Below are 23,284 nucleotides of genomic sequence, written 5' to 3'. Positions count from 1 at the left end.
CCGGAGTCCGGCTCGAAGAGCTGGTCGAGATCTCACCTGGCGCTGGTCTCCTACCGGCTGGCCGATACCGGCGAACTCGTTCCGATGCTGCAGGTCGTGCCCTCGAAGACCGATGAGGAGCGCGTCCTGTTGATCAGCCCTGAGCTCGCGAGCGTGCTGGCCAGCATGATCACCCGGCTGGGCGCCCAGAACGGCGGCACCATCCCACTGGTCGCGCGCTATGGCGCCCATGAGCGCGTCGACTGCCCGTTGTTGCCGCATCTGTTCCAGCGCAAGGCCGGATGGCGGGCGTACGCGATGGGTGCCGGGGCGGTCCAGCGGCTGCGCAGCAACACCCTGCAGCGCGCAGGGCTTCGGGACAACGCCGGCGAGCTGCTCCGGTTCACCCCGCAGGACCTCCGCCGTAGGTTCGCCACCGATGCCGTCGCGGGCGGACTCCCGGTCCACAGCGCGGCGAAGCGTCTCGGACATCGCAGTCTGGCGACGACCCAGGCGTATCCAGCGATCTTCGATGCGGAACTGATCCGCGGCCGAGTACCGCGAACCAACCGCTGAGGAACGGACCGACTTCCAGCAACATTTCGAGCTACGCAAGGTCGAACTCGGCGGATGCAGGCGTGCTCGTGGATACCCAACTTCTCCATGCCACCCGTTGAGCTTGGCCCAAGCAGCAACCTCCTGTTGATGCCGCGATTCGGCCGATCTCGGCCTACCAGTCTTCCGTCAGATCACGACGGCCTGACCGCTCGGCGATGATCGTGTCAGGGGCCGAGGTCCTACCTGCGCCATTGAATGGCGATCAGGTCGCCAGGTCCCGCTCATCGGCGTCGCCGTAATATTCGCCGAAAAGCGGGCGGATAGGGCGTAGGCGTTGTTGGCGACCGCGATCGGGTCGAGCAGGCTGGTGAGGTCGCGCATGTCCTGCGGGGACGGTTCGAAGTAGCGGGCAGGTTCTCGGGTTTGCGGTGCCGGGATTTCGCCATGAGCTACTTCGTCACGCCGCACACGGCGGTCAGCGTCGGCACCGCCGAACCGCATGCCGCGATCCACTGGCGACTTACCCGAATCAGCCGGTGAAGGATTCGGGGCCGAAGCGGCCCCAGGCTACGAAGGCGGCCAGGGCGAGGTAGACGAGATTCAGCGCGACGTACTTGTATTGCCCAAGGCGACCATGGGTGATCATTGCGCCGATCATCAACAGGATCCAGCAGACGGCTGTCACCGGCACCATGACCGGTGCGATGTCGAGCGCGGCGGGAAGAGTCAGGCCGGCCGCGGCCAAGATCTCGAGCACCCCGAGGGTTTTGACGAAGGCAGCGCTTGCGTGCATGGTCCAACCCCCGCCGGTTTTCGCGCTCAGTTCGTCCAGCTTGTCCTTGGGCATGAAGGCCTTGCTGATGCCGCCGGACAGGGCGACGGCGGCAAGCAGCCCGGCCGCGATCCAGAGAGCGAGGTTCATAAGTTTCTCCTGAGGTGCGCGCGACTTGGGTTCGTCCTCGATCGGGCGGAACCCCGTCGTCGCAGGCTGCCGGGCGATGCCGTTCGCGGGCGTCCCGGCCGGCTGCCCTGTGGTGTAACTGTCGGGCACTAAACACCGACGGCGCCGCATGTGTGACACCACGCCGGTGTGACGTGCGCCACCGCACGGACGGCGACATCTCTGATGCTGATCACCTGATTGTGGCGCACGTCATGTAGCTGCGGTGTCACAAAGGACCGAGGCGCTGACGTCTCATGCTCGACCAGAGGGCTCGATCTCGATCAGGACAGGAAGCAAGTGATGACGATGGCGGAGCAAGGAACGGGTTCGCTGGCCGGGAAGGTGGCGGTCGTGACCGGGGCGGGGTCCGGTATCGGCGCGGCGACTGCGGCAACGCTGGCGGCCCTGGGAGCGCGGGTGTGCTGCGCCGGCCGTCATGTCGAGCGTGTTGAGCGGACGGTCGATGAGATCACGGCTGCTGGTGGCGAGGCGTTCGGGCTGCGGGTCGACGTGGCATCGCCGGAGGACAACGATGCGATGGTCCGCGAGACGGTTGCCCGCTACGGCGCTGTACACATCGCACATCTCAACGCCGGAACGGGGCACTGGGCAGGTGTTCTGGAGTACCCGTTGGAAGAATGGGACCGCACGATGGCGGTGAACCTGCGCGGTGTACTGCTCGGTCTGCAGGCGGCGGGTCGGGCGATGCGCGACGTGGGTGGCGGCTCGGTTGTGGTCACCTCGTCGGCGGCCGGGCTCACCGGGGTTCGGATGTCATCGGCGTACTCGGCGTCGAAGCATGGTGTGATCGGTTTGGTCAAGTCGGCTGCCCTGGAGCTGGGGCCGATCGGTATCCGGGTCAACACCATCTGCCCGGGGTACATCGCCAGCAACGATCTCCTGCGGAAGATGGGCGAGGAACTCGACATCGACAGCCGATTTCCACTGCGCCGACCGGGGCGCAGCGAGGAGGTCGCCGACCTGGTCGCGTTCCTGGCCAGTGACAGGGCGGCGTTCATCACCGGCAGCGTGTTCACCATCGACGGCGGCTGGCTGGCCGGCGGCATTGACCTCCAGGATGATTCCGAGGATCGAACAACCAGCGCCGACCGGGTTGCCGCCCTTGCCAACACCTACTCCCCGAAGTCGCAGGACTCGTAAGAGCGCGTGGGGTGTTTATGGATGGCACAGCCGAGAGCCGAGAGCCGAGAGACAGGAGCCGCCATGGCCGGCACGTTGCGGACCGCGCCGGAGGTCGTGGCGGGGCCATGAATGAGAACAGCCGCCCAGACCCACCTACTGAGGTGTTCGTCGCCCACCGCAACCTGCTCTTCACAATCGCCTACGAGATGCTTGGCTCAGTTGCCGACGCAGAGGACGTCCTGCAGGAGACCTGGCTGCGGTGGGTGGGCGTCGATCTCGACACGGTGCGGAACAAGCGTGCCTACCTGGTCCGGATCATCACCCGGCAGGCGCTCAACCGGCTGCGTACGCTCACCCGGCGCAAGGAGTCCTACGTCGGCCCCTGGTTGCCCGAACCGCTGCTGACCGCGCCCGACGTGGCCGAGGACGTCGAGCTGGCCGACAGCGTCTCGATGGCGATGCTGCTGGTGCTGGAGACGCTCACGCCGACCGAGCGGGCGGTGTTCGTGCTGCGCGAGGTCTTCGAGATACCGTACGGCGAGATCGCCGAGGCCATCGGTAAGCCCGCGGCGACGGTTCGGCAGATCGCGCGGCGAGCACGCGAGCATGTGGCGGCTCGGCGGCCGCGGGTGCAGGTGAGTCGAGCGGAGCAACAGGCCGTGGTGGAGAGGTTCCTGCTCGCGTTGCAAACCGGGCATTTGCGGGAACTGCTGGAGATCATGGCGCCGGACGTGGTCCTGATCGCCGACGGTGGCGGGCTTGTGGCCGCCACTCGGGCTCCAATTCACGGGGCCGAACTGGTGGCGAAGTTGCTCGCGCGCCTGAACCGGGTGGTGGCCACGTTCGAGACGACGACCGTGTGGCTCAACGGCGCGCCTGCGGGCCGGATCGAGATCGACGGCGAGCTGGCCGCGCTGAGCCTCGTCGTGGAGAACGGGCGGATCACCCAGATCTACGCGATGGCAAACCCGCGAAAGCTGGCGCGGCTCGATGAACCGGCCGAACTCGCCCGGTAAACCCGCTGCAACTCTGGCGTCGTAGTACAAGGCGAACTCGTACGGGTGCCGGGCGCGATCACATCGGGTCGACCTGGTCGGCTGCCATCCGCGACTCGCCGCCGAACGCGCCTCGGTTCCCGCGTACCGCGCTCTCGGCCCACTGATACATCTGCGGGGGACGGCGCGCCGACGGAGCTGGAGGCGTTGCGGTGGGATACCAGAATCCGCCCATCTCTTGGCGGGATCTCGAGCAGAGCTCTCCGGGGGCGCCGGTGAACGACTTCTGGACGCCGCCAAGTTCAGTAAAGACATCATCTGCTGATGCGGGTGATGCTCGACACCAAAGGCGGCGGTTGCCGACCGAGGCCGAGGTGGAATGCATGGAGGTTGTTGCCGAAATCCGGCGTCTTCGGCCGGCTTGGATGCGCACGATGCCGGACACGGCAGGCACCGCGTTCCTCAATGCCTTCTGGACCAAGCGTATTTGGCGGGAGGTGCTGGAGGATTCACGGGGAATCCATGAGCATCAGCTCTCGGACCGAACAGTGAGCGAGTACCTGCTGCAGCACGAGCAGCACAGTTCGTACCTCGTCGACTGTGATCTGTTCCTGACGGCGGACACGCGCTTTGCATCGACGCTGCAGATCGTCAAGGAGGATGCGCCGTTCGCGATGGCGGAGACGAGGCTTGTTTCCGGGGACCGCTCTGTTCCTGTCCTGGAGCGAATCTCCGCGGCTCTGCCGGCATCGTGACTTGATCAGCAGGGCAGGCGTTGAGTACACCGCCCGTCCGTCGGCTTGCTGGGTGGAGATCTCGTTGGCGGACGCGTGGAGTTGGTGGTCCGGGACCTGGCGAGTACGGGTGGGCTGGCGCTGAAGTTGCTGGGGCCGGAGTGGGTGTGTCCCAAGTCTGGGCGCACGGTGGCGGCCATTGGTGGGCTGACGGGTTAGCTCAGCTGAGCCGGGAGGGATGCCGACGTCAGTCGGCGGCTTTGGCTGCGGCCTTCTTGGCTTGTTTGTACTCGCGGACCTTGAGCAGTGAGTCGGCGTCGACGACGTCGGCGACTGAGCGGTGGCCGTCGAGGGCGTAGTCGCCGGCGGCGGCTTCCCAGCCGTCCGGCTTGATGCCTAGTTGTTTAGCGAGGAGGGCTACGAAGATCTGGGCCTTCTGCTTGCCGAAGCCGGGGAGTTCCTGGACGCGCTCGAGGAGCTCCTTGCCGGTGTCGGGCTCGGTCCACAGGCGGGTGACGTCGCCGTCGTACTTGGACTCGATCAGCGCGGCGAGCTCCTGCAGGCGGGCCGACATCGAGCCGGGGAAGCGGTGGATCGCGGGTGGCGTGCTGCAGAGTGCTTTGAACTCTTCGGGGTCGGCGGCGGCGATCGCGGCCGGGTCGAGGTTGCCGAACCGGCTCAGCACCTTCCAGCCGCCGCGGAACGCGTGCTCCATGCCGTACTGCTGGTCGAGCATCATCCCGACGAGCACGGCGAACGGGTACTGGTCGAGGACGCGGTCGGCCTCGGGTTCGTTGGCGATCTGGAAGCCCATAGGGACCATGGTAGGACCCTCGGGTCCCGCACACGGAGGGTCACTTCCAGTACGGCGTCCGCGTGTTCGCGTGCGGGTTAACCCGTGGATCCCCGGTGAGTTCCGGGCGGGGGCGCTCGGGCGGGCCTATGCTCGGCAAGGGCGGGTCGACGGGAGGAGCACGGGTGGACATCCGGGATCTGGATCGGCGGGCTGGTGCGGTGCTCGGCGAGGTGGTGATGCAGGTTCGGGCTGAGCAGCTGTGGTTCCCGACGCCTTGCCCGGACTGGACGGTGCGGGGGCTTCTCCGGCACATCGTGAGCGACAACGAAGGGTTCGCGGCCGCGGCGGCGAACGGGTCGGCTCCGGTGCAGACCTGGAACGGTGGGCGGCTCGGCGACAACCCGGCCGGTGCTTACCGGCGGTCGAACGTGAAGGTCGCGGAGGCGTTCGCGGACGGTGGCGCGCTGGACCGGCCGATCGAGGTGCGGGAGTTCGGGACGTTTCCGCGGCGGGTGGCGCTGACCTTCCACCAGCTCGACTGCATCGTGCACGCGTGGGACCTGGCGCGGGCGATCGACGTACCGTACGACCCGCCGATCGACCTGGTGGAGATGGCGCTGAGTTTGGCTCGGCGGATCCCCGACACCGAGGGCAACCGCGGGCCGGGAGCCGCCTTCGAGCGTTCGGTGAAGGTGCCCGGCGAAGCGGACGACTTCGAGACGCTGCTCGCGCTGCTCGGCCGCAACCCCGACTGGATCTCACCGATCGACTGACACTCCACTGGTGCGAAAGCGATTGCGGTAGGTCCCCGGACTCACTCCCAGCACCCGGGTGAAGGCCCGCCGCAGCGTCTCCGCCGTCCCCAGCCCGGTCCGCCGGGCGATCACGTCCAGAGGGTCGGTGGTTGCCTCTAGCAAATGCTGGGCGGCCTCGACGCGAACCTTCTCGACGAACCGGCCGGGGGTGGTGCCGATCTCGTCGTTGAAGAGGCGGGTGAGGTGACGCTCGCTGACGCCGGCTTGCCGCGCCAGCGCGGAGAGGCTGTGGTCACCGGCGGGGTCGGTCGTGATGGAGTCGAGCACTCCACGGACCACCTCGTGCCGGGCCTGACCAGCGGCGAGCCGGACGCTGAACTGGGACTGGCCGCCGGGCCGTTGCAGGAACACCACCAGATGCTTGGCCACCAGTCGCGCAGCGGCAGCGCCCAGATCTGCCTCGACCAGCGCCAAGGCCAGGTCGATCCCCGACGTCACTCCCGCCGACGTGATCACCGGCCCGTCCTGCACGAAGATCGCGTCACTGTCGACCCGCACCGCGGGAAACCGCAGCGCCAGCTGATCGGCCAGCTCCCAGTGCGTCGTTGCCCGCCGCCCGTCCAGCAGCCCGGCTGCCGCCAAGGCAAACGCGCCGGCACAGACAGACGCCGTCCGAGCGGACTGCTGCGACAACCGCCGGATCGAAGCCAGCAGCCCGGCGTCGCTGATCGTGTGCAACCAGTTCGGCCCACCCGGTACGACGAGCGTCGCGCCCCGCGCGTCGACGTCGGCCAGGCTCACGTCCACCCCGAGCCGCGTCCCCGTGTTCGCCACCACGTCAGCGCCGTCGGGCGAAGCGATCACCGACCGGTACGCCCCGCCGCCCTGCTCGTTCGCCACCGCGAAGACCTCGAGCGGCCCGGTCACGTCGAGCAGCCGGACTCCGTCGTACACGACGACCACCACAACGCGCTCCACCCCAGCAGTATGCGTGTCCGGATCGGAGGGTCACCCGTCCGGATCACCCGTACGCCGGCCGCCGCGCCCGCGTCACGCTGGGGAAATCCACCGATGAAGGAGCTGAACGACAGTGATCGCAGGGATCGAGATCCCGGACAGCAAGCTCGCCACCGAGGCGACCGAGCTGGTCCGCGACGTGACCGACGACCTGGTCTACGACCACTCGCGCCGGGTGTACCTGTTCGGCGCGCTGCACGGCCGCGACCTGAGCTACGACCCGGAGCTCCTGTACGTCGGGGCGATGTTCCACGACCTCGGCCTGACCGGCGGCTACCGCGACTCGCTGCAGCGGTTCGAGATCGACGGCGCCGACGCGGCCGCCGACTTCCTGCGTGCCCACGGCATCGCCGAGGAGGACGCGGTCACGGTCTGGACGGCGATCGCGCTGCACACGACGCCCGAGGTCCCGGTGCACCTGAAGCCCGAGATCGCGCTGGTCACCCGCGGCGTCGAGGCCGACGTACTGGGTCTCGGCCTGGACCGGATCACCGCCGGGGAGCGCGCCGAGATCGTCGCGGCGCACCCCCGGCCGGACTTCAAGAACCAGATCCTGCACGCGTTCACCGAGGGCATCAAGCACCGCCCGGCCACGACGTTCGGCACCGTGAAGGCCGACGTGCTCGACCGGTTCGTGCCCGGTTTCGAGCGGACGAACTTCGTCGACGTCATCCTCGGGTCGGAGTGGCCGGAGTGAGCCCGGCGTAGTCGGCGAGCTCGATCGCGTCCGGCTGCGCCGCGGCAGCCTTCGCCAGTACGCCGCGGAACGGCCGGGACGTCATCGTCGCGGTCATCAGGTCCCGCGCGCGGATCCCGAGCGCGGTCTTCGGCATCGCCAGCGCGATCCCGCCCGGCGGCAGGGCGCTGCGCTGGACGACGTACTCACGCATCACCCGCTGGTACGCCGCGAACGCGCGCCGATGGTCGCCGTCGGCAACCAACTCCCCGGCGAGGACGTACGCGCCGACCAGCGACAGCGCCGTACCGTAACCAGCCAACGGTGAACCGCAGTACCCGGCGTCGCCGAGCAGCACGACCCGTCCGCGCGACCACTCCGGTACGACGACCCGGCTGGTGCTGTCGAAGTAGAAGTCGTCGCCGGCATCCATGCCGTCGAGAATCTCCCGGGTGTACCAGCCGGCGCCCTGGAACGTCTTGTGCAGCAGGGCCTTCTGCTCGGAGACGTCACGCCGGTTGTAGCGGATCACCGGCGAGCGGAAGCTGAGTAGCGCGCGAGCGAACCGCGGATCGTGGTCGGGGCGCAGGCCGACCCAGCGGCCGCCCGGCGCGGTGTGGATCTTCAGCCAGCCGTCCAGGTCCTCGGGTGCCGGGATCGTGAAGTACGCGCCGTAGCCGCCGAGGTGGTGCACGAACTCCTCCTCCGGCCCGAAGGCGAGCGCGCGGACCCGCGAGTGCACGCCGTCGGCGCCGACGACGAGATCGAACTCCCGCACCGCACCGCCCGTGAACGACACCCGGACCCCGTCGGCCGTGTCGGTCAGCCCGCTGATCGAGTCGCCGTACAGGTACTCGACGTCCGGCGTCGCCGCGAGCAGCACCTCGGACAGGTCGCCACGCAGGATCTCGATCTCGGCGACCGGCCCGCCGTCGGCGAGCAGTTCGGCAGGCAGCGCTGCGGCGCGCTTGCCGTTGGCGCGCACGTAAGCGAGCCCCTTCTCGTGCAACTGCCGAGCCTTGATCGCGGGCATCACCCCCATCCGCTCGACGACGTCCCGCGCGACGCCGCGGACGTCGATGGTCTGGCCGCCGGGTCGAGGCGCCGGGGCGAGCTCGACCACGGTCGGGGTGAAGCCCGCGCGCTGCAGCCAGTACGCGAGTGCCGGTCCGGCGACGCCGGCTCCGCTGATCAGTACCTTCATGGTGTCTCCCAGAGGTAGTGCGCTGTACGGTGTACGCAGCAAGATGCCTGACCGGCGGAACCGACGTCCACGTGCACTAGGGCACCCAGGGAGAACGCATGCCAGCGCCGTACCAGCAGATCGCCGCGGGGATCCGGGCGCGGATCAGCACCGGGGAGCTCGGTCAGGGCGAACGCGTGCCGTCGACGCGTGAGTTGATGCGCGAGTACGGCGTCGCGATGGCGACCGCGACGAAGGCGCTGACGACCCTGCAGCAGGAAGGCCTCGTGCACTCGCGGCCTGGCGTCGGAACAGTCGTCGGGCCTGCCCGCCGAACGCCGGTCCGGGCCGATGAGCCCGCGTTGAGCCGGGACGAGGTGGTCCGGGTCGCGATCACGCTCGCCGACGCGGAAGGGCTGGCCGCGCTGTCGATGCGGCGGATCGCGAGCGAGTTGGGGGTGGCGACGATGGGGCTGTACCGGCACGTCGGCGGCAAGGACGCGCTGGTGCTGCAGATGGTCGACCGGGCGATCGCGGACTTCCCGTTCCCGCCGGGCGAACCGGCGGACTGGCGAGCCGGCATCGAGACCGCCGCGCGGCTGCAGTGGGCGGCGTACCGGCGGCACCTGTGGCTGCCGGGCGCGATCTCGCTCGGCCGGCCGCAGATGCTGCCGAGTCTGCTGTCGCACACGGACGCCGTACTGCGCGCCGTCAGCGGATTCGGGGTCGATCCGAGTACCGCGCTGTACGCGGCGATCACGGTCTTCGGGTACGTGCGCGGCGTCGCGCTGAACCTGGAGCCGGAGGCGCTCGCCGAGCAGGACACCGGGTTGACGGCAGACCAGTGGGCCGACGAGCACGCCGATCGGCTCGCGGCGGTGGCACGAGGGCTGGCCGGTTTCGAGACGCTGCTGGACGGGTTCGATTTCGACTTCGACCTGGACCAGTTGTTCGAGTTCGGATTGCAACTGGTGCTCGACGGGCTGGGCGTCCGCCTCGAAACCGTGCGCTCGCGGCTACGCTGAGTGTCGTTCGTCGACGGTTGGGAGGTGCCGATGGATCCGGTGTTCGCGCCGGGTGTGCCGATCGCGGTACGCCGGTTGTTCGAGCGCAGGCCCGAGCTGTTCGTGCCCGCCGGTCAGGCGCCGCCGAAGCGGCGGACGTCGTGGTCGGAGGCGCCCGGCAACACCTTCGGCACGATGCTGGTCTGGCTCGCGGTCTGCGTCGGCGGGTGGATCCTCGCCGTGATCGTCCTGGCGCTCGCGCTGCCGACCGCGGTCGCGGCGTGGGCCTCGGTCGCGCTGGCCGTGCTCGCGGTGGTCGCGACCGGCGGGATCGCGGTGCGGTCGGCAGTCGAGGACCGCGACCGCAAGCAGGTCCGGCGGCAGCACGGGAAGTACCTGCTGGCCGAGGACTTCGACGAGCCGTCCGGGAAGCTGCTCGGCCGGGCGCAGCGCGCGGTGAAAACGGTGCTTGAGGCAACAGTTACCCAGCGCGGGCTGCTCGACGAGATGCAGAACGAGCTGGTGCTGCCCGAGCAGCTGTGGGACATCGGCCAGGTGCTGCACGAGCAGTCGGTGCTGCGGGCGCGTCAGCAGGAGGTCGCGCGCGGGATGGCGACCGCCGAGCTGGAGGCTGTCCTCGGTCCCCAGCGCCGCGCGCTGTCCCGCTCGGTCGACGCGATCAGGCGCAAGGTCGAGCTGTTCGAGCAGTACGCCGACCGCGTGCGCTCCGCCGACGCCGCCCTGCGCGCCGAAGCGGCCCTCGAGGACGGCGACCGCTACATCGAGCTGCTCGCCCGCACCGAGCCGGCCGGCGACACCGCCGTGGTCCAGGGTTTCGCCGACGAGGCCGCGGCGCTCAAGGACACGTTCGCAAGATCCATCAAGGCAGCCCGCGACGCCGGGCGCACACTCGCACTGCCTGAGTAGGCTTCACCCATGAAGCGGACTGTGATTGTTGCCGGGGGCACCGGTGGGCTGGGTGGGGCCGTCACGGCCGAGCTGCTCGAGGGTGGCTGGCGGGTCGTCGTACCAGGTCGTAGTGAGGAGTCGCTCGCCGCGTTGGGGGCGCACGAGCTGCTGGCTCCGGTGCTCGCCGATCTGTCGGATCCGGCCGGCGTCGCGGACGTGGTCGCGTTGGCGACCTCCGAGGAGAGCGCCCCGCTGCACGCGCTCGTCAACCTCGTCGGCGGCTTCGCCTCGGGCAAGCGCGTGCACGAGACCCCGGTCGAGGACTTCGAGCGGCAGCTCTCGGTCAACCTCCGCCCGCTCTACCTGACCACCCAGGCAGCCCTCCCGCACCTGATCGCCAACGGCGGCGGAGCAATCGTCTGTACGTCGAGCCAAACGGCACTCAAGCCGTTCCCCGGCGCCGCCGGCTACATCACCTCGAAAGCCGGCGTGATCGCCTTCGCCGATGCCCTGGCCGTCGAGTACGCCGCCGACCACATCCGGGTCAACACGATCCTGCCCGGCACCATCGACACCCCCACCAACCGCGAGGCCCGCCCGGGCGCCGACACCACCCACTGGACCCCACCCGGCCGGATCGCCCAGGCCATCCACTTCCTGATCGACTCCGACGCCATCACCGGAGCCCACATCCCGGTCTAGGGCGTCGCGCCCCCGGGCCCGGCCTTCCCGCTCCACCCCGTCCAGGCCCCCGCGCCCCTCCTCCTCTCCCGCGCGCCCCGCGCCCGCAGGGCGTGGGGTGCGCGGTTCACTAACGCTGGTCGATCAGCAGCTGGATGCCGTCCAGGATCCGATCCAGCCCGAAGCGGAACGCATGGTCCGAGTCCAGTGGCGCCTGGAACTGCTCCCCGGCCGCCTGCCCCACGCGTCCCGCGACCGGGAAGCGATCCGCCAACCCGGCCATGTAGCGGTCGAGCAGCGGGCCCGTGGTCAGCCACCACTCCTCGTCCGTCAGTCCGCTCTCGCGCTGGGTCCGCAGGTGCTCGGCGGCGCCCCGCGCCGTCCCCTGCACGTGGGTGAGGATGAGCGTCAGCGCCGAGTCCATCTCCACGTCGCCCAGCCCGAGCCCGTCCAGCGGCCGCAGCTCGGCCTCGTACTTGAGCGTGATGTTCGGCCCGAGCGCGTTCCGTACGGCGGGCACCTCGTGGAGCCAGGGATGCGCCATCAGCACCTCCCAGTTCCGCCGCGCGACGAACTCCATCCCGGCACGCCACCCGTCCTGCCGCGCCGGCTCGTCCACGTCGGCGTACAGCTCGGCGTACACGCTGTCGAACATCAGGTCGGTCAGCTCGCCCTTGCCCGGGACGTGCGTGTAGAGCGACATCGTCCCCGCTTTCAGCTGCTCGGCGACCTGACGCATCGAGACCGACTCCAGCCCGTCGGCGTCGGCCAGCCGGATCGCCGTCTCGACGATCGCCCGGACGGTCAGCCCGGAGCGTCCGGGTTTGCTGTGACTGCCCCAGAGCAGGGCCAGGCTGCGCGCCGGATCGGGCGCCGCGGACTTCTTTCCACTCACCGGGAACAAACTCCAACCGCTCGTCGTTGACTCGATCGTACCTGAGTCGTACGGTGTACGGTACGCCGTACCGAAGTATCAACGAAGAACGAGGTGGAAGTGACTGCAGAACGCGTGATCGTCGCGGACGACGTGCGCAAGAACTACCCCGGCGGCACCGAGGGAGCGGGCCTGAACGGGTTCGACCTCGAGGTCGCGGCCGGGTCGGTGGTGGGACTGCTCGGCCCGAACGGGGCCGGCAAGACCACCGCGGTCCGGATCCTGTCCACCCTGCTCGACCTCGACTCCGGCCGGGCGAGCGTCGCCGGGTACGACGTCAGCCGCCAGGGGCAGGAGGTCCGGAAGCGGATCGGCCTGGTCGGTCAGTACGCCGCGGTCGACGAGATCCTCACCGGCCGGCAGAACCTGGTCCTGTTCGGCCGGCTCAACCACCTGTCGCGCAAGGCGGCCGGGCAACGGGCCGACGAGCTGCTCGCGAGGTTCTCGCTCCAGGACGCCGCGGACCAGGCGGCGAGCAAGTACTCCGGCGGCATGCGCCGAAGGCTCGATCTGGCCGCCAGCCTGATCGTCGCTCCGGCGCTGCTGTTCGTCGACGAACCGACGACCGGGCTCGACCCGGGCGGCCGGCGTGAGGTCTGGTCCGCGGTCCGGGAGCTGGTCCGAGCCGGTACGACGGTGCTGCTGACCACGCAGTACCTGGAGGAGGCCGACCAGCTCGCCGACCGGATCTCGATGCTCAAGGCAGGCAAAGTAGTTGCCGAGGGCACCCCTGACCAGCTGAAGGCGCAGTTCGGCGGGGACTGGCTGGACCTGGTGCTGGCCGATCCGGCCGACGTGCCGAAGGTCCAGGCGCTGGTCGAGCGGTACGCCGACGGGGAGGTCAAGGTCGACGACCTGACCGTCAGCATCCCGGTCCGGGACCGCACCAAGGCGCTGGTGGAGATCGCCACCGCGCTGAACGACGTACAGATCGAACCGGAGGACATCGCGCTGAGACGACCGACGCTGGACGAAGTCTTTCTGCACCTGACCGGATCGGCGGTGGCCGGATGAGGTGGGCGCTGGCCGACGGCTGGACGATCGCGCAGCGCACGTTGCTGCACTGGCGGATGCAACCCGGGGTGGTGATCTTCGGGTGGTTCTTCCCGGTGCTGATGCTGCTGGTGTTCGGCGCGCTGCTCGGTGGGGCGATGGAGGTGCCGGGTGGAGAGTCGTACTACGAACTGCTGGTCCCGGGCATCTTCGCGCTGTCGATGCTCTTCGGGCTGGAGGGCACGATGACCGCGATCACGACCGACGCGGCCAAGGGGGTGACGGACCGGTTCCGGTCGCTGCCGATGAGCTCGGCGGCCGTCGTACTGGGGCGGTGCATCGCGGACATGCTCGACTCGGTGGTGACGCTGGTCGTCCTGGCGGCGACCGGGCTCGCGCTCGGCTGGCGGTGGCACGGGTCGCTGCTGGAAGCGCTGGCGGCGTTCGGGCTGCTTCTGCTGCTGCGGTTCGCGTTCCTGTGGGTCGGGATCTTCATCGGGCTCTCGGTGCGCAACGCGGAGTCGGTGAGCGCCGTCCAGGTCGCGGTCTGGCCGGTCGGGTTCCTGTCGAGCGCGTTCGTGAACACCGCGACGATGCCCGACTGGCTCGGCGCGGTCGCGCAGTGGAACCCGATGTCGTCGACGGCGACCGCGGCCCGCGCGCTGTTCGGCAACCCGGGTGGATCCGCCGGGTCGTGGATCGGTGAGCACGCCCTGGCCGGCGCTGTGATCTGGCCGCTGCTCCTGGTGGTGGTCTTCCTGCCGCTGTCGGCCCGCAAGTTCCGAAACCTGTCCCGCTGATACCAGCGCGGGTGGCGCGTGAGCCAGTAGACTTCCGTACGAGGTAAACCGATCGACCCCGCCCAACGTCTGACCAGTGTGCGGCCTGGGTACTTGTTGTCCAGGCCACGGGGTATCGACAGGGGAGCCATGGGTCGTCGTTCACGCGCCACCCGCGCCAAGGGGACAGCTACCGGCACGCCCGACGGCCGGGCCAGGACCGTGCCGCAGTCGCTTGGGCTGACGCTGATCAGCGCGATCCTGCCCGGAACCGGGCTGATCCTCGGCGGACGTCGCCGGATCGGCGCGTTCGTGCTCACCCTCACCCTTGGGCTGATCGCCTTCGGCCTGTACGTCGGGTTCTGGCGGCGCGACGACGTCGTCGAGTCCAGCGTCGTGCCGAACCGGTTGGTCGGCGCCGCGATCGCGATCGGCGCGCTGGCGCTCGGCTGGGTGATCGTGGTCGTCGCCTCGCACCGGTTGTTGCGCCCGGCAACGGGTGGTCCGGGCGGCCGGGCCGCGGGTGCGGTCTTCGTCGGGGTGCTCTGCTTCGCGATCACGGCGCCGGCGGCGGTCGGCGTACAGAGTGTGCTCGCGCAGCGCGACCTGGTGACCAACGTGTTCGTCTCCCAGGGTGAGAGCAAGAGCGCGACGCGGCCGGAGACGGTGAACGTGAAGGACCCCTGGGAGGACAAGCCGCGGGTCAACCTGCTGCTGCTCGGCGGGGACGACGGCAAAGGGCGGGTCGGCGTTAGGACCGACACCGTGATCGTCGCCAGCATCGACACCAGGACCGGGGACACCGCGCTGATCTCGCTGCCGCGCCAGCTGACGTTCATGCCGTTCCCGGAGAGCTCGCCGCTGCACAAGATCTACCCGAACGGCTTCGGCAAGGAGGGGCTCAGCCTGACCGGCCGGCTGGAGTGGATGCTGACGGCGATGTACCAGAACATCTCCCAAATGCACCCCGGCATCCTCGGCCCGTCCGACAACGAGGGCGCCGACGTGGTCAAGCAGTCCGTCGGCGAGGCGACCGGGCTCCCCATCGACTACTACCTCCAGGTGAACCTGCAGGGCTTCGACCAGATCGTCGACGCGCTCGGCGGCATCACCGTGAACGTCAACGAGCGGGTCGCGATGGGCGGCATCAGCAGCTCGCACATCCCGCCCGGCCAGTGGATCGAGCCCGGCCCGAACCAGCACCTCGACGGCTTCAAGGCGCTGTGGTTCGCCCGCGGCCGGTACGGCGCCGACGACGACCAGCGCCAGATCCGCCAGCGCTGCGCGATCAAGGGCATCGTCGACGCGGCCGACCCGAAGACGCTCGTCACGAAGTACCAGGCGATCGCCAGGGCCGGCAAGAACCTGCTCCGCACCGACATCCCGCAGGAACTGCTCCCGGCCCTGGTCCAGCTCGCGCTGAAGGTGAAGTCCGGCACGGTGTCCAACGTCGCGCTCGACCAGTCGAAGCTGAAGATGAAGTACCTGCACCCGGACTACGACGGCCTGCGCGAAACCATCGAGAAGGCCCTCGAGCACGAGCCGGTCACCACGACCCAGCCGCCGACCACGCCGCCCACCGGCAAACCCGGCACCCTCAACCGCCCGGGCCAGCCGACCACCCCGCCGCCCGGCCCCACCGAGGACCTCCGCGACGCCTGCGCCTACCACCCGCCGGGTGCCGACAGCTGACCGCCTGCTGCGGGCTCGGCGAGAGACCGGTTCAGGACTTTTGGATGACCAAAGGGTCTCGGGTCGAAGTGGGAGAGTCGAGGATCGTCCGGATTCGGGCGACCAGTGCCCGGTTGGGTTCCCACAGCGTGACGTCACGGCGCCGGATCCGCCGGACCGCCCCCTGTGCCTGGAGATCGTGCAGGACCTTCGGAATCAGTTCACGCTGATGCGGGGTCATCGAGCCACGGTAGAACGCATTCTCCTTCCGCGCCCGGCCGCTCTGGCCGTAGGTTCGCCGAAGGATCGTCAAGGCGATGCGGGTGTAGTCGCTCAGGTCGAGCTTCAGGATTGCACTGATGTTCTCGGTACTGTCGGAGAATGATTCGAACGTGCAGTTGCGAATCTTCTCACTGGCAAAATCGTCGATCTCCGCCATGCCGTGAACGGTCCCGACGGCGCAGTCGATCATGTACGGAAGGTTGTCGAAGGCCACGACATCGGTGACGTCGAGGGTGTCGATGATGCACTGGGTCAACGTCAGCTTCGACGCGTCAGCGGAACCTCCGATCGCCAGCGACGGGATGTGCTGACTGTGGATGGGCACGGATTTCGTAGGTGTCGCACCCCAGAGCAGAATCAGGCGGATCAGTTCGGTGCCGATTCCCTCCAGACCTTCTTTGTTCCACGCGCGTTCGGCCGCTGCCTGCAGAGTTCCGATGTAGGTGCCGTTGGTCGCCAGGCGGTAGCTCAGGACGGCCATGCCGGTGTCGCCAAGCATGTTCTGCCAGTTCCGGAACCCCTCGATGAACTCGTCGTTGAATCGGTGGGAGACCCAGTTGAGCACGTCTCCCGCCCGCGCTGCGTCGACGTAGTCGTCGTCTACGAAGACCCTCGAGTTGGTTTGTGTGTCGTCGGTTCGCAGTCCGGGGAGTCTTTGCAGAACGCCGTACGCCGCCTCGTCCGGTGCGCGGCCCTGGAGTTCCTGGAAGACCAGCACCAGGTCTTCGAAGGAAATGGGCCCAAGGCCGGTTGCCGTTCTTCGGGCGAGCGTCGCCAGACGTTCGATGATCTGGCGGATCGACGCCCCACTGACACCGGACTCGAGCTGAGCGTCCCGTTCACAGATCGAGTCGAGCAACCCGTCCCAGCCGGCCCCGACGTCGATCGTTGACAGGGGCCCCACCAGATCGAGCATCGAGCGGCTGGCGAGGTAGCCGATGAGCAACGGGCGACGCGGCAGCCAGGTGGGCAGGACCGCGGTCCACTTCCGGTTGTCGAGGTACTGCTGCACCTGCGCCTCGGTGAAGTCGGTGGCGCTGGCAATCAAGGTCTTCTTGTCCAGGCCGAAGGCGACCCGCATCTCGGCGAGCGAGTCGAAGTACTGCTGCCGCCCGGCGATGACCACCGATGCGCCGGCCGGAGTCTGGACGAGGAACTGCCTGATGAGTTGCACGCTGCGGTGACGGAAGTTCGCGACCGGCGACTTCTGGGTGATCGCGCCGAGGCCGGGGGTGAACAGCTCGTCGAATCCGTCCAGGAGAATATGTGCGTCCCCTGACTTCCACGCGCGAACCAGCTGGTGGGGATTCTCGAAGCCGATCGTTTCGGCGTGGCGCAGCAGCGCCTCCGCCGGGTTCGTCTGCCCCTGGTGCTCGTTGAGATTCAGGTGCAGACAGAACTTTCCGGATTCACGCTTCTGCTTCGTCGACACGGACCTCAGGAAGATCTCCCGCAGGGTCATGCTCTTGCCCGCACCGTAGTCGCCCAGCAGCACCAGACGCGCCGACTCGGACATCGCTTTGATCAGGTCGTCGATTCCGTACTGCGTGTTGCGGTCGCCGACGTCCACAAAGTCCAGCGCCACGTACTCGTCGAGCAGGTTGGGTTTGTTGGTCTCCGGGTCCCGCGCACTGCCGAACGGATGGTCCTTGCGCGCCGCGATGTAGGCACGGACATCGACGAGATGCGCGCGAAAGGCTGCGTAGCTCAAGGCGGCAAGAGGCTGACCGATCCTGCGGATGACGTCGTGCTGGTACGCCGTCGGCTCTCCCTGCGTGATGAAGTAGCCCTTGATGCCTTTGTACGGGTACCTGCTCGCGAGTCGCTCGCAGATCGCCTTCAGCTTTCGGCCGTCCTGCTCAGCCTTCGCCTTGTCCGTGGCGGTGGTCGCTTCGATCGCGACGGCGAGGTCCTCAGTAACGAACACGCCGTCGTGCTCGCGGCCCTGATAGATCGTGCTGCCGCCGCGCTCGTCAGGGAACAGCAGGGCCGCGATCCGGCGGACCTCGGTCTCGAACTCGATCGATTTCGCACGCCAGTCCGGGGTAGCCATCGTCTCCTCCTCGCGGACTCAGCGTGCGGTGCTCGGCGGCAACAGGCTCTCGACCCAGGCAGATCGTCTGAGGGTCAAGGAGGGTTCTGGCGAGGTTCGCCGATCCAACAGACTCGACCTGCGCAGGATTCTCAAGGCTCGTTGCCGGTCGCGGGTGTCGTACCCGAACACCGGTGAGTTCGCCTGTTCGTCGCGCGTGGCCATCCGGGCCAGGAAGTCGTGCTCGGCGATCGGCCGGCCGAATTCGAAGTCGAACAGACCGGCGACGTTTCGGACCATCGTCGATACTCGGCGGCACAAGGGGTGGCTGTGGATGACCGTGAGCAAGTATCCGTCCGTGCCGTGAGGGATGGCGTCGATGACCCCCAGCCGTCGGCCCAGCTCGATGACGTCGCCGGCGGCCTTGCCTCCCCTGCGGTCGGCGTCCTGCGCTATCGGTGTACTGCGGAGCGCCTTGAACAACGTGTCCCGCGGTACGCCGTCCGCGACGGCCTCGAAACTCAGTCGACTGGCTTCGGTGATCAGTCGGAGAATCGGTTCGAGCAGTCCGTCCGACGGGCGCTGCACGTCCGCCTGATACGTGTTGTCAGGTCGCTGCAGGATCCAGCCCAGCTCTTTCATTGCCAGCAGCAACCGGGTCAGTTTGCTGGCGTTGTCGTCGGACCTGAACGGTCCGCCCGACAGGTCGCCGATCCCAGCAGGGCGGGTCGGGTTCGCGAGCCTGCGGAGCACCCAGTCGGCGCTGTCGATCGTCGACGCGACCGCTTCGATCTGGAAGCTCAGGCTGGTCCGGCGCATGACGGTGAACTTGTTACCGGTCTCGCTGCGGGCCGGGAACGCGACTTTGCGCGGGTCGGTGCGGGTGAACTCGGTGAGAAAGCCCTGGTAGTCGATCTCTTCCCGGCCGGTCGTCGACAGCTGGCCCCAAGTCGTGAGCAGCTGGATGTTCTTCGTCTGGTCTCCGCCGAGTACGCGACCATCCAGATTCAGACGGAAGAGCGCGAGAACGGCGGAACTCGTGCGTTCGGCCGACGTGGTCGGAAGAGGCTGCAACTGCAGGGTCTCGACCAGGGAGATCAGCGACACGTTCGGTTGGGAAGCGACGGTGCGATACGCGGGCGCCAGGTTCCCCGACGACGCGACTACGAGTACGACCCGGCTCTTCTCTGCGACGATGCGCTCGATCAGTGGCACGAAATCCTGATCGCCGGTGGCCAGGAAGAACAGCGCCGGGCATCCAGTGGGGGCATGCAGGTGGTCCATCGCCAGGACGGCGAGCTGCAGGTCTGCCTGCTCCTTGGCCGTGCGGGTCTCGTGCAGTTCTGCCACCAGCGTTTTCTGAACGGCAGTTCGCACGTTGCCCGAGATGTTCTCGCCGACGAAGTGTGCCCGGGCGAGATCGACCTGCCCAGGCAGCCGGGCGCACTCCTGCCGGGCGACAGCAATGAGTTGATGAACGAGATCGGCGCCGAAGTTGAGGCGCAGGTTCTTGAGATGAATGCTCAGGTTGAGCCAGTCAACCAGCAGAACTGCTTCATTGTTCAATGCCATCTTCGTGGCCGGCTATTCGACTGCTCGGCTGAAGAAAATGGGCGTGCTGAAGTACCCTGAAAGATCTTTCACGAGCCCCCCTGGACCGCGATTTGGTCGAGATACGCACCGTAGCGCCGCTGATTGACGTGCGCAACATGTCGTGCTGGACCAAAAGAAAGAAACCCTCACGCATTGTCGCGAGAGGGTTTCCAACCGGGGATCCTGACTAGATTGCCAACAGTGTGGCCGAAGCCAGCCGTCGAGAGCCACTAGTCGCCCTGTTTGATTCAAAGGTAGAAGCGCTCCGCCACGATGTCAAGCGATGGCGGGCCGGTCAGGGAGCAATGCTGTGCTCACTGGTCCAGCGACGAGAGTCCCCTTGTGAGGCCGCCGAACTGGTGATCCGCAGCGTGAGCTGCCGCCCGACGAGGGCGTTCGGCGTGAGGAGGGAGAATCGCGCGACGCCGTTCAGGCTGATGGCTGCCGGCCCCGAGTCGAAGATCAATGCACTTGGCGAATCGCGAAGGTCGACGCCGAGATTCATTTCACCGGGTGCCGCGACCAGAGTGACTTCAATCGTTTGTTTCTTGATCCAATCGGTGACCGGTGGAGTGTGGCCGTGGTGGAAGGGTGTCAGTGTGCCGGTGGACCTCCCCTTCGCGGTGAGCACGCCCCATTCCTCGTCGGCGAGCATTCGCACTCTGTAGACGGGCGCGGAGCGCTTGTGACGTTCTTCGGCTTCGGAGTCAACTTGTCGACGAAGCAGGTTTGCCTGCTCGACCGTTGCTTGCGCCTGGACAGACGCCGCGGTTGCTGACGTACCGGCGGACTTGGCGGCGGTGCGAGCGATGCGTGCCTGCCAGATCGCCACGACGGCGCTGAGAACAGCTAATCCAGTCCCGGCAAAGGGGATCACGTTGTCCCAATTGATTGCTGTCGGCAGCATGGCTTCGACTGTCATCTCCACCTGATTCTCTGGACGGAGCTTCAGAGTAGATTCTCCTGCGTCGGGGAGCTATCGACGAGCTTGTGGAGAGCAGCCCGGTGGAGTCAGGGTGTCGCTTCGGGGCCCGGGCTGTCGGCAGGGACAGGGATGGCGCGGCCGAAGAGGGCTTCGCCGACCGTGGCCAGGTGGGGCATCAGGTCCTGCTCGGTCGCCTTGGTCAGGGTGGGGGTGCCGACGGCGGTCCGGAGGATGCCGATGCCGAGCAGCCAGGCGGCGAACAGCTCGGTCCGGAGCTCGGCGTCATCGTTGCCGTTGGCAAGTTCTTTGAGGATGCCGAGGTAGCCGTTGCAGACCTGCTCGCGGACGCGGTCGCGCATGTCCTCGTGGCCGGCCGAGCGGAGCATCGCGATCAGCGGGTGCTCGCCGGCGTACGCGGCCCAGTCCTCGAAGACGAGGTCGTGCAGGAGCTTCGCGGGGAGCTCCTCGACCGGGCCGTCCGGCAGGACGACCGAGGCGGTCGACGTCGCCATCGCCTCGGTGAACAGCTGCGACTTCGAGCCGAAGTAGCGGAACACCAGCGCCGGGTCGACGCCGACGTCCCCGGCGACGTCGCGCACGCTCGCGCCGTCGTACCCGTCCCTGGCGAACCGGACGCGGGCGCAGTCCAGCAGTGCGGTCCGGGTCGCCTCCCGATCCCGTTTGTGCGCCATCGCCGTCCCTCCGTCTCCAAGTCATCGATCGTTGACATGGTAGCGCGCCAGTGCCTACCCTCGGGCTAAGTCATCGATCGATGACTTGGAGACGGAGGCTGGGATGAAGAACGTCGTGGTAGCCGGTGGAACGACCGGGATGGGCCGCGTGATCGCACTGCACCACCTGCGGCAGGGTGCGCGGGTGACGGTGATCGGCAGTACGCCGGCGCGCGGCGAGCAGTTCCTCGCCGACGCGGCCGCGCTCGGTGCGGGGGAGCGGGCCGGGTTCGTCCGCGCGGACCTGCGCTCGGTCGCGGAGAACCATCGCGTCGTCGCCGAGATCGAGCAGCGGCACGAGGCGCTGGACGGCTTGGTGCTGACCCAGCTGATGCCGTTCGTGAAGCGCCACGAGACGGTCGACGGGTTCGAGGGGGTCTTCTCGCTGTACTACGTGAGCCGGTTCGTGCTCAGCTACCGGCTGACCGAGCTGCTCGAACGCGGCGACACCCCACTCGTCGTCAATATCGGCGCGACCGGCCTCACGAAGGGTGCGGTGAACTGGGCGGACCCGCAGTTCACCTCGTCGTACGGGATGGTGAAGGCGATGGTCAGCGGAGGCCGCGCCAACGACCTGCTCGGCGTGCACTACGTCCAGAACCACCCCGACGGGCGGACGAAGTACCTGCAACTACGGCCGTGGTACACCGACAGCGGCACCAATCACCTGCCGCAGCCCCATCGCACGGTTGCCCGCACTCTCGGCAAGCTCTTCGCCAAGTCCCCGGAGGCCAGCATCCGCGGCACGATCGCCTTGATGGACGACCAGCCGCCCGAGCGCTTGATCCTGCGCGCCCTGGACAAGCCGGTCGATCCTTCGCTGCCGACCTTCGATCCGGTGGACGCGAAGCGCTTGTACGACCTGACGAAGGACGTACTGACCCCGAGCTGAGGTGGGCTGCTCAGGTGAGGCGGGTGCGGTCGTGGAGCCTAGACTCGCGGCATGTCTCTGCACCAGGACGCCGTGGTCGTGGACTGCCACAACGACCTCATCCTGCTGGTCGACCACTTCGACCAGCGCGATCAGCCGAACCACTTCAGGGACTTCTGGCTGCCCGAGCTGCGGGCCGGGGGCGTCGACGTCCAGATCCTGCCCATCTGCCTCGAACCGGCCTTCCAGTCGGAGGGCGGACTGCGCCGTACGCTGCTGCTCGTCGAGCGCATCCACCGCCTCGCCGCCGAGCACAGCGACGACGTGGCGGTGTGCCTGACCGGCGCCGAGATCGACGCGGCGGTTGCCACCGGCAAGATCGCCCTCGTCATCGCGCTCGAGGGAGCGCACGGGATCGGGCAGGACGTCGCGCTCGTCCGCACCCTGCACCGGGTGGGCGTCCGGGTCGTGTCGATGGCGCACTTCGGCCGTACGTTCCTCGCCGACGGCAGCGGCCTCGACACGACTTCGCGGAGCCGCCTGACCCCGCAGGGCATCGAGGCACTGCGGGAGATGGAGGACCTGGGCATCGTCTTCGACATCAGCCACCTCGGTCTCGGCGGTGTCGACCACGTGCTCGAGCTCGCCACGCGGCCGTTCCTCGCGACCCACTCGGCCTGCCTCGGCATCACCGACATCCACCGCAACCTGCACGACGACCACATCCGGCAGATCGCCCAGCTCGGTGGCGTCGTCGGGGTCGCGGCGGCGATCCCGTTCTTCATCGATGCCCAGCACCCCACGGCCGACCGGGTCGTCGACCACATCGAGCGGATCGTCGAGGTGGCGGGCATCGACCACGTCGGGCTCGGCCCCGACTTCATCGACGACTACTACCAGCAGGTCTTCGGCGGCTGGATCCTTCCGCCCGACTTCGCCGCCACCACCGCCCACGCCGAGGTCGCGCGTCCGTCCGACCTGCCGAGGATCACCGAGGCCCTCGTACGGCGCGGGTTCGCCGAGTCCGACATCCGCAAGATCCTGGGCGAGAACGTGCTGCGGGTCCTCCGGGAGGTCATGGCGCACGCCTGACCGTCCCG

At 68.1% G+C, this 23,284-nt stretch carries 23 protein-coding genes; 14 read left to right on the top strand and 9 right to left on the bottom strand.

The genetic code is table 11. The features are described from left to right. The first annotated feature begins 84 nt into the window (after positions 1–84). The gene (locus tag ACLQ2O_RS23215) at positions 85–555 is read left to right on the top strand and encodes a tyrosine-type recombinase/integrase (RefSeq protein ID WP_425834730.1); all 471 of its coding nucleotides are present in this window, start codon (positions 85–87) and stop codon (positions 553–555) included. Between the two features lie 511 nt (positions 556–1,066). Here ACLQ2O_RS23215 and ACLQ2O_RS23210 read toward each other — a convergent pair. Continuing rightward, positions 1,067–1,459: a DoxX family protein gene (locus tag ACLQ2O_RS23210; RefSeq protein WP_425834728.1), complete on the bottom strand. Its 393-nt coding sequence runs from the start codon at positions 1,457–1,459 to the stop codon at positions 1,067–1,069. A gap of 321 nt (positions 1,460–1,780) precedes the next feature. On the opposite strand from ACLQ2O_RS23210, the gene ACLQ2O_RS23205 reads away from it, so the two are divergent. The 3 genes from ACLQ2O_RS23205 to ACLQ2O_RS23195 all read left to right on the top strand — a co-directional run bounded on the left by ACLQ2O_RS23205 (position 1,781) and on the right by ACLQ2O_RS23195 (position 4,373). Then, positions 1,781–2,641, top strand: coding sequence for an SDR family NAD(P)-dependent oxidoreductase (locus ACLQ2O_RS23205; protein WP_425834726.1), 861 nt, complete (start codon positions 1,781–1,783; stop codon positions 2,639–2,641). Positions 2,642–2,748: 107 nt separating this feature from the next. After that, positions 2,749–3,639, top strand: a complete 891-nt coding sequence (locus ACLQ2O_RS23200) for an RNA polymerase sigma-70 factor (protein WP_425835271.1) — start codon at positions 2,749–2,751, stop codon at positions 3,637–3,639. A gap of 362 nt (positions 3,640–4,001) precedes the next feature. Continuing rightward, a complete protein-coding gene (locus ACLQ2O_RS23195) occupies positions 4,002–4,373 on the top strand; it encodes a hypothetical protein (protein WP_425834724.1) in 372 nt (123 codons plus the stop codon). A 226-nt stretch (positions 4,374–4,599) separates the two neighbouring features. On the opposite strand, the gene ACLQ2O_RS23190 is transcribed toward ACLQ2O_RS23195, so the two are convergent. Beyond that, positions 4,600–5,166 (bottom strand): HhH-GPD-type base excision DNA repair protein, encoded by a 567-nt coding sequence (locus ACLQ2O_RS23190; protein WP_425834723.1) that lies wholly within the window; start codon positions 5,164–5,166, stop codon positions 4,600–4,602. A gap of 164 nt (positions 5,167–5,330) precedes the next feature. Here ACLQ2O_RS23190 and ACLQ2O_RS23185 point away from each other — a divergent pair, with 164 nt between their 5' ends. Then, positions 5,331–5,921 carry a TIGR03086 family metal-binding protein gene (locus ACLQ2O_RS23185; protein ID WP_425834721.1) on the top strand — a complete coding sequence of 197 codons (591 nt, stop codon included), beginning with the start codon at positions 5,331–5,333 and terminating at the stop codon, positions 5,919–5,921. Here ACLQ2O_RS23185 and ACLQ2O_RS23180 read toward each other — a convergent pair. After that, entirely contained in the window at positions 5,907–6,881 is a 975-nt protein-coding gene (locus ACLQ2O_RS23180) for a GlxA family transcriptional regulator (protein WP_425834719.1), read from the bottom strand. The two genes, ACLQ2O_RS23185 and ACLQ2O_RS23180, sit on opposite strands and share 15 nt — an antisense overlap. A 112-nt stretch (positions 6,882–6,993) precedes the next feature. Between ACLQ2O_RS23180 and ACLQ2O_RS23175 the strand changes: the two genes are divergently transcribed. Further along, positions 6,994–7,617 carry an HD domain-containing protein gene (locus ACLQ2O_RS23175; protein ID WP_425834717.1) on the top strand — a complete coding sequence of 208 codons (624 nt, stop codon included), beginning with the start codon at positions 6,994–6,996 and terminating at the stop codon, positions 7,615–7,617. Here the strand turns inward: ACLQ2O_RS23175 and ACLQ2O_RS23170 are convergent. Then, positions 7,589–8,800: an FAD-dependent monooxygenase gene (locus ACLQ2O_RS23170; protein ID WP_425834715.1), complete on the bottom strand. Its 1,212-nt coding sequence runs from the start codon at positions 8,798–8,800 to the stop codon at positions 7,589–7,591. The two genes, ACLQ2O_RS23175 and ACLQ2O_RS23170, sit on opposite strands and share 29 nt — an antisense overlap. 98 nt (positions 8,801–8,898) lie before the next feature. On the opposite strand from ACLQ2O_RS23170, the gene ACLQ2O_RS23165 reads away from it, so the two are divergent. The 3 genes from ACLQ2O_RS23165 to ACLQ2O_RS23155 are packed head-to-tail and all read left to right on the top strand — an operon-like array spanning position 8,899 to position 11,394. Next, entirely contained in the window at positions 8,899–9,804 is a 906-nt protein-coding gene (locus ACLQ2O_RS23165; protein ID WP_425834713.1) for a GntR family transcriptional regulator, read from the top strand. 30 nt (positions 9,805–9,834) lie between these two features. After that, positions 9,835–10,710, top strand: coding sequence for a hypothetical protein (locus tag ACLQ2O_RS23160; RefSeq protein ID WP_425834711.1), 876 nt, complete (start codon positions 9,835–9,837; stop codon positions 10,708–10,710). Positions 10,711–10,719: 9 nt separating this feature from the next. Continuing rightward, complete coding sequence (locus ACLQ2O_RS23155; RefSeq protein WP_425834709.1) at positions 10,720–11,394, top strand: SDR family NAD(P)-dependent oxidoreductase; 675 nt, start codon at positions 10,720–10,722, stop codon at positions 11,392–11,394. A gap of 109 nt (positions 11,395–11,503) precedes the next feature. On the opposite strand, the gene ACLQ2O_RS23150 is transcribed toward ACLQ2O_RS23155, so the two are convergent. After that, positions 11,504–12,268 carry a TetR/AcrR family transcriptional regulator C-terminal domain-containing protein gene (locus tag ACLQ2O_RS23150; RefSeq protein WP_425834707.1) on the bottom strand — a complete coding sequence of 255 codons (765 nt, stop codon included), beginning with the start codon at positions 12,266–12,268 and terminating at the stop codon, positions 11,504–11,506. Between the two features lie 99 nt (positions 12,269–12,367). Between ACLQ2O_RS23150 and ACLQ2O_RS23145 the strand changes: the two genes are divergently transcribed. The 3 genes from ACLQ2O_RS23145 to ACLQ2O_RS23135 all read left to right on the top strand — a co-directional run bounded on the left by ACLQ2O_RS23145 (position 12,368) and on the right by ACLQ2O_RS23135 (position 15,771). Next, complete coding sequence (locus ACLQ2O_RS23145; protein ID WP_425834705.1) at positions 12,368–13,321, top strand: ATP-binding cassette domain-containing protein; 954 nt, start codon at positions 12,368–12,370, stop codon at positions 13,319–13,321. Beyond that, the gene (locus ACLQ2O_RS23140; protein ID WP_425834703.1) at positions 13,318–14,100 is read left to right on the top strand and encodes an ABC transporter permease; all 783 of its coding nucleotides are present in this window, start codon (positions 13,318–13,320) and stop codon (positions 14,098–14,100) included. Before ACLQ2O_RS23145 ends, ACLQ2O_RS23140 begins: the two co-directional genes overlap by 4 nt. A gap of 129 nt (positions 14,101–14,229) precedes the next feature. Then, a complete protein-coding gene (locus ACLQ2O_RS23135; RefSeq protein ID WP_425834701.1) occupies positions 14,230–15,771 on the top strand; it encodes an LCP family protein in 1,542 nt (513 codons plus the stop codon). 31 nt (positions 15,772–15,802) lie between these two features. Here the strand turns inward: ACLQ2O_RS23135 and ACLQ2O_RS23130 are convergent, their stop codons facing one another. The 4 genes from ACLQ2O_RS23130 to ACLQ2O_RS23115 form a co-directional block, all read right to left on the bottom strand. Further along, positions 15,803–18,085 (bottom strand): NACHT domain-containing protein, encoded by a 2,283-nt coding sequence (locus ACLQ2O_RS23130; protein WP_425834699.1) that lies wholly within the window; start codon positions 18,083–18,085, stop codon positions 15,803–15,805. An 18-nt stretch (positions 18,086–18,103) separates the two neighbouring features. Further along, positions 18,104–19,630, bottom strand: a complete 1,527-nt coding sequence (locus ACLQ2O_RS23125) for an NYN domain-containing protein (RefSeq protein ID WP_425834697.1) — start codon at positions 19,628–19,630, stop codon at positions 18,104–18,106. A gap of 322 nt (positions 19,631–19,952) precedes the next feature. After that, positions 19,953–20,579, bottom strand: coding sequence for a hypothetical protein (locus tag ACLQ2O_RS23120; RefSeq protein ID WP_425834695.1), 627 nt, complete (start codon positions 20,577–20,579; stop codon positions 19,953–19,955). A gap of 89 nt (positions 20,580–20,668) precedes the next feature. Then, entirely contained in the window at positions 20,669–21,274 is a 606-nt protein-coding gene (locus ACLQ2O_RS23115; protein ID WP_425834693.1) for a TetR/AcrR family transcriptional regulator, read from the bottom strand. A gap of 103 nt (positions 21,275–21,377) precedes the next feature. On the opposite strand from ACLQ2O_RS23115, the gene ACLQ2O_RS23110 reads away from it, so the two are divergent. Together ACLQ2O_RS23110 and ACLQ2O_RS23105 are read left to right on the top strand one after the other, a co-directional pair. After that, on the top strand, positions 21,378–22,205 hold the full coding sequence (locus ACLQ2O_RS23110) for an SDR family NAD(P)-dependent oxidoreductase (protein WP_425834691.1): 828 nt from the start codon (positions 21,378–21,380) through the stop codon (positions 22,203–22,205). A 51-nt stretch (positions 22,206–22,256) separates the two neighbouring features. Further along, positions 22,257–23,276 carry a dipeptidase gene (locus ACLQ2O_RS23105; protein WP_425834689.1) on the top strand — a complete coding sequence of 340 codons (1,020 nt, stop codon included), beginning with the start codon at positions 22,257–22,259 and terminating at the stop codon, positions 23,274–23,276. Positions 23,277–23,284: the final 8 nt, after the last annotated feature.

The organism is Kribbella sp. DT2 (genome assembly GCF_049844575.1).
Lineage (GTDB): Bacteria > Actinomycetota > Actinomycetes > Propionibacteriales > Kribbellaceae > Kribbella.
This window is presented reverse-complemented; position numbering and strand designations above follow the sequence as displayed.